Source organism: Streptomyces sp. GMY02 (genome assembly GCF_019056675.1).
In the GTDB taxonomy this organism is placed as follows: domain Bacteria; phylum Actinomycetota; class Actinomycetes; order Streptomycetales; family Streptomycetaceae; genus Streptomyces; species Streptomyces odonnellii.
In genome coordinates, this window is record NZ_CP077658.1 from 2,640,508 (window position 1) to 2,654,188 (window position 13,681).

The 13,681-nt window shown below is 68.3% G+C and carries 3 protein-coding genes; 2 read left to right on the forward strand and 1 reads right to left on the reverse strand.

The features are described 5' to 3' along the window. The first annotated feature begins 6 nt into the window (after positions 1-6). The gene (locus tag KQY30_RS10940; protein ID WP_217306670.1) at positions 7-11,541 is read left to right on the forward strand and encodes a non-ribosomal peptide synthetase; all 11,535 of its coding nucleotides are present in this window, start codon (positions 7-9) and stop codon (positions 11,539-11,541) included. A gap of 39 nt (positions 11,542-11,580) precedes the next feature. Next, on the forward strand, positions 11,581-12,582 hold the full coding sequence (locus tag KQY30_RS10945) for a 2OG-Fe(II) oxygenase family protein (protein WP_254407066.1): 1,002 nt from the start codon (positions 11,581-11,583) through the stop codon (positions 12,580-12,582). Positions 12,583-12,655: 73 nt separating this feature from the next. On the opposite strand, the gene KQY30_RS10950 is transcribed toward KQY30_RS10945, so the two are convergent. Further along, complete coding sequence (locus tag KQY30_RS10950; protein ID WP_217306671.1) at positions 12,656-13,657, reverse strand: polysaccharide deacetylase family protein; 1,002 nt, start codon at positions 13,655-13,657, stop codon at positions 12,656-12,658. Between the last annotated feature and the right edge of the window lie 24 nt (positions 13,658-13,681).

Consider the following 13,681-nt stretch of genomic DNA (forward strand, 5'->3'; position numbering starts at 1 on the left):
CCACGAATGATGTCAGCACGGTACCCGAGGACCGCAGCCGACTGGACTGCCCGCATCGAAGAGGTGTCGAGCGAGCGCTGCGATCTGGAAATGCTGCTCAAGGACGAGTGGCGCAACAAGATCGCGGTACGGGACGACGATCCTGGTGTCCGTACGACGAAGCACCAGGATCTGCTGATCGGCGGCCAGGACTACGCCGCGCTGAAGGCCGCGGTCCGGGACGACGAGGCCATGTCCGTGGGCGCGTTCGCGCTCGCCGCGCTGCACAGCGTCATGCGCGCGTACGGCCACGGGAACCGGACCGTCGCGGCCTTCGTCGACGCCACCGGTACGGACGACCCGCGGCAGGCCGCCGTTCTCCCGGTCGTCGTCGACCACACCGAACAGGCCCGGCTCACCTGCGCCGCGGCCGTACGGGAACTGGACGAGGCACTGCGGCACAAGGACGCGTACGGGAGCCCGGCCGAGCTGCTGGAGCGCGGCCTCTTCGACGCCCTGCTCGTACTCACCGACCGCGATCCGGCCCTGGCCGACCTGCCGTCCGCCCCGCTCGCCATGATCGTCCGGGACATCGAGGCCGAGGGCTGCCTGCGATGGACGATGGCCTACGCGGAGGACCTGTTCGAGGACCGGACGGTCGCCGGTGTGCTCGATGTCGTACGGGAGGTGCTCGGCCAGTTCGTCGGCCGGCCCGCGCACCCCGTCGCCGGCATCGAACTGGCGTCTGAGGAGCAGCGGGAGCAGCTGCGCCAATGGAACGCCACCGACGGTGACTTCCCGGAGGGGAAGCGGCTCAACGAGCTGTTCGAGGACGCCGTCCTGCGGTCGCCCGACCGCGAGGCCGTCGTCTTCGGCGACACCTCACTGACCTACCGCGAGGTCGACGAGCGGTCCAACCAGTTCGCGCACTGGCTGCTCGGCCCCGGGATGGGCGTGCGCCCGCAGGAACTGATCGGGCTCTACCTCGACAAGAGCGATCTGGGTGTCTTCGCCACCCTCGGCATCTGGAAGTCCGGCGCGGCGTACGTACCGATCGATCCGGCCTACCCGGCGGACCGGGTGCGGTTTGTCGTCCGTGACACCGGCCTGTCCGGCATCGTCACCAACCGCCACCACGCGGCACGGCTGCGGGACACGCTCGAAACGCTCGGTCCGGACCACTCCGGCGTCCGCGTCATCGAGATCGAGACCGTGCTGGCGGAGCAGGACGCCGGCGGGAGCGCGCTGCGGGAGAGACCACGGCTCTCCCTGGGCAGCCGGGACCTCGCGTACCTCACGTACACCTCCGGCACCACGGGCGTGCCGAAGGGCGTCCCCAAGTACCACGACAGTGTCGTGAACAGCATCACGGATCTGTCCGAGCGGTACAGCATGCGCTCGCCCGGCGAGGAGCGGGTCGCGCTCTTCGCCTCGTACGTCTTCGAACCCCACCTGCGGCAGACCCTGATCGCGCTCATCAACTCGCAGACGCTGGTGATCGTCCCCGAGGAGGTCAGGCTCGACCCCGATCTGTTCCCCGCGTACATCAAGCGCCACGGCGTCACCTATCTCAATGCCACGGGATCGGTGGTCCAGCACTTCGACCTGCGCCGCTGTACGAGCCTCAAGAGGCTGCTGCTGGTCGGCGAGGAGCTGACGGCGGCCGGGCTGCGCCAGCTCCGTGAGAAGTTCTCCGGTCGAGTCATCAATGAGTACGCCTTCACCGAGGCGGCCTTCGTCACCGCCGTCAAGGAGTTCGCCCCGGGCGTGACGGAGCGCAAGGACCGCAGCATCGGGCGGCCGGTACGGAATGTGAAGTGGTACGTACTGAGCCAGAATCTGAAGCAGTTGCCGATCGGCGCCATCGGCGAGCTGTACATCGGCGGGCACGGGGTCGCCCCGGGCTATCTCAACCGTGACGATCTGACCGCGGAACGGTTCATGGCGAACCCGTTCCAGTCGGAGCGGGACAAGGCACGCGGTGTGAACGCCCGTATCTACCGGACCGGGGACCTGGCGCGCGTACTGCCGTCCGGCGAAGTGGAGTTCATGGGGCGCAGCGACTTCCAGCTCAAGCTGAACGGCGTCCGGGTGGAGCCGGGCGAGATCGAGGCGCAGGCGACGGAGTTCCCGGGGGTGCGCAAGTGCACCGTCGTGGCCCGCGAAGGCGCGGGTGGTACGGGCGACCGCCACCTGGTCGGGTACTTCGTGACCGAGCGCTCGGCGCAGGTGACCGAGGACGAGCTGCTGGCGTTCCTCGAACAGCGGCTGATACGGATCATGGTCCCGGCCCGTATGGTCCGCCTCGACACCATCCCGGTCAATGTCAACGGCAAGGTGGACTGGCGGGCGCTGCCGGAGGTGGAGCTCGCCCGCCCGGGCGGTGCCCACCGGGACGGGACGCCCGCGCCCACCCCCGGCGGTGCCCCGGCCGATGGCGGCGCGCGCTCGGGGGTCGTCGACGAGCTGCGCGAGATCTGGAGCACGGTGCTCGGGGTGCCGGCGGCACGGATCGGGGACGGCGACGACTTCTTCCGGCTCGGTGGCCAGTCCATTTCGTGCATCCTGCTGATCGCGCGCGTGAGGCGGCGGCTGGGTGTCTTCGTCGGCGTGGAGGACGTGTTCACCCTCAGAACGCTGGGCGAGCTGGCCCGCCACCTGGACCTGCGGCGCGAGGAGCCGGGGCACGCGCCCGGTCCGGAGCTGTCGGCCGCCGTGGAGCGGGCCGACGGCGAGGGTGTGCCGGCCGAGGGCGAGTCCGTCGGGCTTCTCGCGAACGGTCTGCAACAGGGTCTGCTCTACCACGCCCTCAAGCGCAGGAACGGCGACGACGCCTATGTCATGCAGTCGGTGCACCGCTACCACTGCGGTATCCGCCCCGATCTGATGCGGGACGCCTGGCAGCACGCGCGGCGTAAGTACCCCGCGCTGAGGCTGCGTTTCGAGTGGGGCGAGGAGCCGCTCCAGATCGTCGACAACGACGACAAGCCCTTCGAGTGGCGCTTCACCGACCTGAGCGATGTGGCGGACTCCGCTGAACGGGACGCCCGTATCAAGGAGTTGCAGGAGCGGGACCGGACCGAGCCGTACGATCCGGGCGCGGGCCGGCTCTTCCGGGTCTATCTGATCAAGCAGCGCGAGGACCTGTTCTCGCTGATCTTCAGTTGCCACCACATCATCCTGGACGGGTGGAGCCTGCCCGTACTCCACGACGACGTGCACCGTACGTACCTGCGTCTGCTCCGGGGCACCGACGCCGAACCGGCCGTCGACAGCGCGTACCTGGCGGCGCAGCGGCACTGGGAGGCACACCGGAACGACGACGTCGAGTACTGGACGCGGCAGGTCGAACGCATCGACGAGCGCGGTGACTTCGCCGGGCTGGTCAAGGAGGACCTCCGGTACCAGGTCGCGCTGAGCGACTACGACCACGTACGGGAGCACCGTACGAAGAAGCTGCGCCTCGGCGCGGAGCGGACGGCCGCGCTCAAGGCGGTGTGCGCCGCCCACCGGGTCACCCTGCACTCGGTGCTCCAGTTCGTCTGGCACAAGGTGCTGTACGCCGTCGGCGGCGGGAACACCACGGTGGTGGGGACGATCGTGTCCGGCCGCAACCCCCATATCGACGGCATCGAGAACTCGGTGGGCCTGTTCATCAACACACTGCCCGTGATCGTCGACCACGACGACCAGGCGGCGAAGAGCGTCGGCGAGGCCATCGGCGAGATCCAGGCCGCGGTGAACACCATGACCGGCAAGAGCACCGTGGAGCTGGGCCGGCTGGAGACCGGCGGCATGAAGCGCCGGCTGTTCGACACGCTGCTCGTGCTGGAGAACTATCCGCGGCTCCTGGACGAGGACGAGGAGCGGGAGCACGAGGAACTGCTGCGCTTCGAGAAGGCGTACGACGCCGACAAGGTCGACTATCCGCTGGCCGTCGTGGCGCGCGAGGAGGGCGACGAGCTGACGGTCACGCTGTGGTACGCGGGTGAGCTGTTCGACGACGACGCCATCGGCACGCTGCTCGATGTGACCGGCACACTGTTCGGCCAGGTGGCGGAGGACATCGCGCGGCCGGTCGGCACCCTCGAATTCGTCTCGCCGCCGATGATCGAGCGCTTCGACGCGTGGAACCGTACGGAGACCGGGTTCCCGGACGGCAAGACCCTGCACGGGGTGTTCGAGGAGATGGCCGCGGCCTGGCCGGACGAGATCGCCGTGGTCTACCGCGAGACACGGCTGACGTACCGTCAGCTCAACGAGCGGGCCAATCAGTTGGCGCACTATCTGCGGACCGTCGAGGATCTGCGGCCGAACGACCTCGTCGGCCTGATGGTGGACAAGAGCGAGCTGATGATCACCGCGATCCTGGCGGTGTGGAAGACCGGGGCGGCGTACGTACCGATCGACCCGGGCTATCCGGACGACCGCGTCGCCTTCATGCTCGAAGACACCCGGTCCCGTCTGGTGATCACCAACCACGCCCACGCCGAACGGGTCCGCGGCCTGCCCGGCGCGGCGGAGCTGCCCGTGGTGGAGCTGGATCAGCTGCCGATGGGCTACCGGTCGACGGACAACCCGGTCACGGCCGTGTCCAGCACGGACCTCGCCTACGCCATCTACACCTCCGGCACCACGGGCAGGCCCAAAGCCGTACTCGTGGAGCACCGCGGGGTCGTCAACCTCCAGACGTCCATGGTGAAGCTGTTCTCGCTCGGCAAGAGCGCGGGCGACGAGGCCCTCCTGTCGTTCTCCAACTATGTGTTCGACCACTTCGTCGAGCAGATGACCGATGCCCTGCTCAACGGGCAGAAGCTGGTGGTGCTCGACGACTCGATGCGTACGGACGCCGAGCGTCTGTACAAGTACATCAACGACGAGAACGTCACCTATCTCTCCGGCACGCCCTCGGTCCTCTCGCTGTACGACTACTCGACGACGACATCCCTGACCCGTATCGACGCGATCGGCGAGGACTTCACCGAGCCGGTCTTCAACAAGATCCGCGGGATGTTCCAGGGCACCATCATCAACGGGTACGGCCCGACGGAGATCTCGATCACGAGCCACAAGCGGCTGTACGCGCCCGGCGAGCGCCGTGCGACCAAGAGCATCGGCCATCCGGTGGCCAACACCATGTGTTACGTGCTCGACAAGTCGATGCGGCGCGTGCCGGTCGGAGGCATGGGCGAGCTGTACATCGGCGGTGTCGGTGTCACACGCGGATATCTCAACCGTGACGAGCTGACGGCGGAGCGTTTCCTGGACAACCCGTTCCAGACCCCGGAGGAGAAGGCGTCCGGGCAGAACGCGCGTATCTACCGGACGGGCGACCTGGCCCGTTGGCTGCCCAACGGCGAGCTGGAGTGCCTGGGCCGCACCGACCACCAGGTCAAGATCCGCGGACAGCGTGTCGAACTCGGCGAGGTCGAGGCGGCCCTCTCGTCGTACCCCGGTGTGACCCGGTCCCTGGTGATCGCCCGTGAGCACCGGGCGGCGGGGCCCGGCGGCGCGGGGCTCGCGGGCGCGCAGAAGTATCTCGTCGGCTTCTACGTCTGCGACCGCGAACTGGACGAGACGGATCTGAAGCAGTGGATGCGCCGGAAGCTGCCCGAGGCCGTGGTGCCCTCCCGCCTCCTGCGCATCACGGACATCCCGGTGACACCCAGCGGAAAGCTGGACACACGGCGGCTCCCGGAGACGGACTTCGGGCCGGACGAGGGCGGGGAGTACGTCGCGCCCTCGAACGATGTCGAGGCCAAGCTGTGCGGCATCTGGTCCACGGTGCTCGGTGTCGCGCCCGACCGGGTCGGTGTGCACGACGACTTCTTCGCGCTCGGTGGCGACAGTCTGCGCGCGATGGTGCTCGCGCAGGCCATCACGACCGGTTTCGGCCGTGGCCTGGGCGTCACGACCGTACTCCAGCACACCACCCTCGGGGCGCAGGCGGCACATATCCGGGAGATGGCCGCGCTCGTGGAGGAGGGGCGGGGCGAGCCGGCGGGCGGCGGAGGCGCGGCGGGCCTGGCGGGCTTGGCCGGGGTGGCCGGGGTGGAGAACCCTCCGGCGTCGCTGGCGCAGGAACGCCTGCTGTTCATCGACGAATTCGAGGGCGGCACCGCCGCGTACAACATCCCGTTCGTCCTCCGGATCGCGACGGCGCCGGACGACGGGCACGTAACGCGGGACACGGTCACGCGCGCGCTGCACACACTGGTACGCCGCCATCCCGCGCTGCGCACCCTGCTCACCATGGACGGTGCCGGTGTCCGGCGGCAGCGCACGCTGTCCCAGGACGACGCGTCCGCCCTGTTCGATGTGCCCGTGCACACGGTCGGGAGCGTCCCCGAGCTGGACGAGAAGCTCGTGGAGCGTTCCGGACATGTGTTCCGGCTGCACGAGGAACTGCCGCTCCAGGCAGACCTGTTCGCGCTGGGCACGGACCACGGCAGTGTGTATCTGAGCATTGTCCTCCACCACACATGCTTCGACGGCTGGTCGTGGAACACCTTCCGCGGCGAGCTGGCGGCCCTGCTGCGCGGTGTGCCCGAGGCGGAGCTGGGGGCGGGGCACGGTACGTACGCGGACTTCGCCGTGTGGCAGCGGGAGTATCTGACCGGGCGACGGCTGTCGGAGCTGACCGGGTTCTGGACGGACAGGCTGGCCGGGTTCGAGACGGTCAGGCTGCCGCTGGACAACCCGCGCCCGGCGCGGTTCGACTACCGCGGCCGGGAGATCGAGTTCGGCCTCGACGAGCGGACCACCGAGGTGCTGAGGGCGCTGGCCCAGTCGTCGAGAGTGAGCCTGTACAGCGTGCTGCTGGGCGCCTGGTGCCTGATGCTGCGCATGTACACCGGCCAGGACGACTTCGTCGTCGGAACCCCGTCCGCCAACCGCGGGCGCCCGGAGTTCGACCGTACGATCGGCTTCTTCGCGAATCTGCTGGCCCTGCGTGTCCGGGTCGACGCGGACGCCACGCTCGCGGAGTACCTGCGCGCGGTCGGTGCGGATGTGGTGGCGGCGCAGGTGCACGGCGAGCTGCCGTTCGAGCAGCTCGTGAAGGAGCTGGACCCGGAGAGGGATCCGAGCCGTCACCCGGTCCTCCAGATCAACTTCACCCTTCAGAACGTCACGGACCGCGACCCCGGTGCCGACGCGGCTGCTTCGGCGTCCGACGGGCGGAAGGCGCTGGTCGACTACAGGCCGGACGGCGGCGGCTGGACGGCCACCAAGTTCGATCTGTCGGCCACGCTCACCGAGAACTCGGGCGGCCTGGCGGGCAATCTGACCTTCGCCGCGTCCCTCTTCGACGATGCGAGCGCCGACGGCTTCATCTCCACGTTCCAGCATGTCCTGCGGGAGTTCGCCCGGCTCTCGGGCTCCGCGGGCCGGGCCACGCTGGCGGACGTCACCTGCCTCGACGAAGCGGGCCGGGCTGCACTGCTGGCCGACGCGGCGGAGCCCGGCGGCGTCGTCGTACCGGCCGCCGCGACCGGTACGTCCCGGACACTGCACGGAGTGTTCGAGGAGATGGCCGAGGCCTGGCCGGACGAAATCGCGGTCGTCCACGGCAAGACGAAGCTGACATACCGTGAGCTGAACGAGCGGGCCAACCGGTTGGCGCACCATCTGCGGACCATCGCGGAACTGCGGCCGAACGACCTGGTGGGCCTGGTGCTGGACAAGAGCGAGCTGATGATCGCGGCGATTCTGGCGGTGTGGAAGGCCGGCGTCGCCTACGTACCGATCGACCCCGGATATCCGGACGACCGGATCGCCTTCATGCTCGAAGACACCCGGGCCCGTCTCGTACTGACCGACCACGCCCACACCGGGCGGCTCCGCCGACTGCCCATTGCGGCGGAACTGCCGGTGGTCGATCTGGACGAGCTGCCCATGGGCCACCGGTCGGCGGAGAACCCCGTCACGGCCGTGACGAGCACCGACCTCGCCTACGCCATCTACACCTCCGGCACCACCGGCCGGCCCAAGGCCGTACTCGTACCGCACCGCGCGGTGGACAGCTTCCGCGAGCAGGTGGCCGAGCGCTACTTCGGCACTCCGGGCTCATCGCGCCAAGGTGTCCTGTTCCTGGCCAACTACGTCTTCGACTTCTCCGTCGAGCAGTTGGCGCTCTCGGTGCTCAGCGGCCACACCCTGATCGTTCCGCCGCCCTCCCCCGCCCACGACGACGGCTTCTACGACTACGCCAACCGTGCGGGGCTCACGTATCTGAGCGGTACGCCGACACAGATCCAGCAGTTCGACCTCACGCGGCTGCCGCGTCTGCGGTGTGTGCTCGTCGCCGGTGAGGCGTTCCACGAGCGCCACTTCCGGAAGATCCGGAGCGAGTACGCCGGACCGATCGTCAACGCCTTCGGCACCACGGAGACGGCCGTCTACAACACCGGCCGGCGCTTCGAACCCGGTGAGCCCTACCGGAACACCTTCGGGCAGCCGCTCGGGAACACCCGGCTGTATGTCCTCGGCGACTCGTTGAACCTGCTTCCCACGGGGGCGGTCGGCGAGCTGTACATGGCCGGTGAGTGTGTCACGGACGGGTATCTGAACCGGCCGGACCTCACACGCGAGCGGTTCCTGCCGAACCCGTTCCGGACCGAGGCCGAGCGCCGCGCCGGCCGGTACCCGGTCATCTACAGGACCGGTGACCTCGTGCGGCGGACGAGGGACGGCGAGTTCCGGTACGTGGGACGCAATGACGCGCAGGTCAAGATCCATGGCATCCGTGTCGAACCCGGCGAGGTCGAAGCGGTGCTGGCCGCCTGTCCGAACGTACGGGAGTGTGCCGTCGTCGCCACGGCCGACGGACACGCCCCGGACAGCGGCGGCAAGCGGCTGGTCGGCTACTACGTGGCGGAGACGGGCGTCGGCGGGGCGGTGGACCCGGCCGTCGACCCGGCCGTCGAGGAGGACCAGATCTTCGCCGCCCTGCGCGCGAAGCTGATGCCCGGCATGGTGCCCTCGCTGCTGGTACGGCTCGACCGGCCGCTGCCGATGACCATCAACGGGAAGCTCGACACCAAGGCGCTGCCGAAGGCGGTCCTGTCCGCGGAACGCGCGGGCTACACCGCGCCGCGCAGCCGTACCGAGGCCCGGCTGTGCCAGCTCTGGAGCGCGGGGCTGCCGGGTGGCACGGTGGGCATCGACGACGACTTCTTCCGGTCGGGCGGTGACAGCCTCAGCGCCCTGCGTCTGGCGAGCCAGGTGCGGCGGGAGGTCGGCCGCAAAATCAGTGTGAAGGACATCTTCGACTTCCCCACCGTCCGGCGGCTGGCCGACCACGTACTGTCCGGGCCGGAGAGCGGGCGCGGTACGCGGGGCGGCGAGCGGGACGAACGGGTGGAATCCGAGCAGCCCGAGCAGGGCCGCCTGTCCGGTGACTGCCCGCTGCTTCCCATTCAGGAGTGGTTCTTCGCGAAACCGCTCGCGGACCGCGGCTGGTGGAACCACAACTTCGCCATCACCACACCACCGCTGGAGATGACGAGGCTGCGCCGGGCGCTGACGAGGCTGGTCGCCCACCATGACGCGTTCAGCCTCCGCTACACCGGGTTCGACGCTGCCGGATCCGGTGGCGCCGGGTCGAACGGTGTCGGGCCCAGCGGTCTCGGGTCCAGCGATCACGCGTCGAACGGTGACGGGTCCAGCCGTGACGTTACGGAGATCAGCCAGGCGTACGGTGACGGCCGCCCGGATGTCGTACTGCACGAACTCGACGTACGCGGCCTGCGCGACGCGGACATCAGCCGGCGGCTCGCTCAGTGGCAGAGCGGTTTCGACCTGGAGCGCGGACCGGTCGCCTGTGCCGCGTATCTCCACGGGTTCGACGACGGCACCTCCCGCGTCTGGTTCGCCCTGCATCATCTGATCGTCGACACCGCGAGCTGGCACATCCTCACCCAGGACCTGGAAATCCTGTACCACGACGGGGAGTTGGAGGAGAAGACAGCCAGCTACCGGCAGTGGGCCCGGGCTCTGGGCCGCTATGTCCCCGGTGACGACGAGCGGCGGCTCTGGACGGAGATCAACGAGGGCATGGCCTCCGCGGCGCCGAGCGTACTGGCACCGTCACCGGAGGCGAACGGCGCGGCGGCACACCGCGAGGAGTTCGCGCTGAGCCCGTCGGACACCCGGGCCCTGCTCACCGAGGCCCACCGGGCGTACGACACCACCATGAACGACCTGCTGCTGACGGCGACCGGACACGCGCTGCGGTCGGTCACGGGTCTGGCCACGAACCACATCACGGTCGAGGGCCACGGCCGCGAGCTCTTCGACGGAGCCCCCGATGTCCGGGACACGGTCGGATGGTTCACGACCATGCATCCGCTGGCCGTCGAAGTGGACCCCCAGGACCTCGGGCGCGGCATCCTCGCGACGAAGGAGGCCCGCCGACGGGTACCGCACAACGGCATCGGTTACGGTGCGCTCTTCGGCCGGTACGGCAGTGAGCACGCGCCCCTTCCGCCGGTCAGCTTCAACTATCTCGGGCTGATATCCGACGAAGTACCACAGGCGCCGGACCAACTGGCCGGCTGGCGGCTCGACTCGGCGATGTCGGGCAGCAATGTCTCCGGACGCAACCAGGGCGCCGATCAGTTCAGTGTCGACGTGACCATGAGATGCGCGGGCGGCCGGCTGATCACGGTGGTCGACAGCCGGCTGGACCGGGCCACCACCCGACGGTTCGCCGGCGAACTCAAGTCGTGGCTGGAGCGATTGGTCGCCCACACGTCGACGGTAACGAGCGGCGGAACAGGCAACGGGACGAGCAACGGCACGGGCCATGCGCAGGCGGCCCCGCAGACGGCGCACGAGGATGAGGCCTTCGAGCCGTACATCCTCGTCAACGAGGAAAGCGCGGAGCGCACCCTCTTCGTCTTCCCGCCCGGCGAGGGCGGTGCCGAGAGTTATCTGAGCAATATCGCGCAACGGCTGCCCGGGTACCGGCTGGTGCTGTTCAACAATGTGCATCTGCACTCCCCGATGGAGTCGTTCGAGGCCCTGGCCCGGTTCTATACCGAGCACATCCGGCGCCTCCAGCCGTCCGGCCCGTACAGCTTCTTCGGCTGGAGCTTCGGAGGGGTTCTCGCCCTGGAGGTTTCGCTGCAACTGGCCCGCGCGGACGAGAAGATCGACAACCTGTTCCTCGTCGACCCGTACTTCAATGTGCCGCAGGCGTCGGCCCGGATCGGACTGCCCGATGTCGAGGACATTCTCGATCCGATCAATTACCACTACGCGCCGAGCGAAGCGGATCTGAAGCGGCTCGGGGTCCGTATCGGAAACCTGGTGATGTTCAAGGCGGTCGAGCCGAACGACATCGTCCGCGACGAACACCAGCGCCGGCTGTTCGCGTTCTACCAGCGGTCACCGTACAACAGCCTGGACACTCTTCTGCCGGCCGATTCGATCGAGATCCACCCGCTGCCCGGCGAGACCCATCATTCATGGGTACGAAACGAGCGCCTGGTCAGGGGCATGTGTGAACGCGTCTCCGCGGCGCTGTCCGATGCCTTTGAACAGATTCCGGCTGAATAGGCCGAGTCCCTGAAGGCCGAGTCCCTGGAGGATTCTTCCATGCCCATTCTGATGCCGTCGGCATACGTTCCGACCATCGACATCTCACCGCTGTTCGGCGACGACTCGGACGAGAAGACACGCGTCGGACAGGAGATCAACAAGGCCTGCCGCGGGTCCGGCTTCTTCTACGCGTCGAACCACGGGGTCGATGTCAAGCTGCTCCAGGACGTGGTCAACGAGTTCCACCGGACCATGACCGACCAGGAGAAGTACGACCTGGCCATCCACGCCTACAACAAGAACAACTCGCACATCCGCAACGGCTATTACATGGCGGTCAAGGGGAAGAAGGCCGTCGAGTCCTACTGCTATCTGAATCCGTCGTTCAGCGACGATCACCCGATGATCAAGTCCGGAACGCCGATGCACGAGGTGAACCTCTGGCCGGACGAGGACAGGCATCCTGGATTCCGCCCGTTCTGCGAGTCGTACTACCGGGACATGCTCCGGCTCTCCACGGTCATCATGCGCGGTTTCGCCCTGGCCCTGGGCAAATCCGAGCACTTCTTCGACCCCGCTCTGGCCGAAGCCGACACGCTCTCGTCCGTATCCCTGATCCGCTATCCCCATCTGGAGGACTACCCGCCGGTCAAGACGGGCCCGGACGGTACGAAGCTGAGCTTCGAGGATCATCTGGACGTTTCGATGATCACCGTTCTGTACCAGACCCAGGTCCAGAACCTCCAGGTCGAAACGGTCGACGGCTGGCAGGACCTGCCGACGTCCGAGGACAACTTCCTGGTGAACTGCGGTACGTATATGAGCCACGTCACCAACGACTATTTCCCGGCCCCGAATCACCGGGTGAAATTCGTCAACGTGGAGCGCCTGTCGCTCCCCTTCTTCCTCAATGCCGGCCACAACAGCACTGTCGTCCCCTTCACCCCGGAGGGCGACTCCGCGAATCCGGCGAACCAGTCGGCGAACCAGCCGATGTCCTACGGCGAATACCTCCAGCACGGCCTGCGCGCTCTGATCGTCAAGAACGGCCAGACGTGAGCCCAGCGGGCCCCGGTCGGCGGCCGGGTGGCGCGGCGGCTCACGGCCGCCGCGCCACAGGTGCGCTCGGGAGTCACGTTGTGGTGCAGGAGACGGTCGGCCAGGTCTGGTTGCCGTTGTGCTGGATGGTGACACCCCAGTTGTTGCCACTGCCGTTGGGTTTGGCGGTGAGCGTCTGGGAGTTGGGGTAGCCGGCGGTGATGTTCCAGGTCGACAGGATCCTGGCCGGCGACGGCACGTTCATCGTCACCGTCCACGTGCTGGAACCACTGACCGCGACATTGAGGTTGTACCGGTCACTCCACTGCTGACCGGCCGACAACGTCGCGGTACAACTGCCACCGCCACCGCCACCGCCGCCGCCACCGCCGTCGGGGGCCACGGCGCGGCCGGTCTGCGGGGAGATCATTCCGGCGCACAGGCCGCGCGCCGCCAGCCCCTGGGCGATCCGCGGGATCGCCGCGACCGTGTTGGCGGGCCAGTCGTGCATGAGGATGATCTGGCCGTTGGTGAGCCGGCCGGCGGCCTGGACGATCGCGTCGGTGCTGGCGTTGTTCCAGTCCTGCGAGTCGACGTCCCAGATGATCTCGGTGAGTCCGTACTTGGCCGCGACCGACCTCACCGTCGCGTTGGTCTCACCGTACGGCGGCCGGAACAGCTTCGGTGTGCCGCCGCCCGCGCCCGCGATGGCCTGCTGGGTACGCGAGATCTCCGAGTCGATCTGCGCCTGGCTCTGCTGGGTCAGATGCGGGTGCGTGTAGCTGTGGTTGGCGACCCACATGCCGGCGTCGACCTGGGCCCGGACCTGGGACGGGTTGGCGGCCGCGTACTGGCCCTGGTTGAACATCGTGGCCCGCAGCCCGTTCTGCCTGAGCGCGTTGAGCAGGCTCGATGTGGTGCCGGACGGGCCGTCGTCGAAGGTGAGCCCGACGTACCCGTTGCAGGCGGCGGCCCGCGCCGGGGCGGCCTGCGCGGGGACGGCGGTGTTGACGGTGAGGGCGCTCGCCGCGGCCAGTGCGACGACGGCCAGTCCCGTGACCAGGGAGCGTAAGGAGAGTTGTGCTCTGGCTTTCATGAGGAGTGGTCCTCCAGCCGGGGA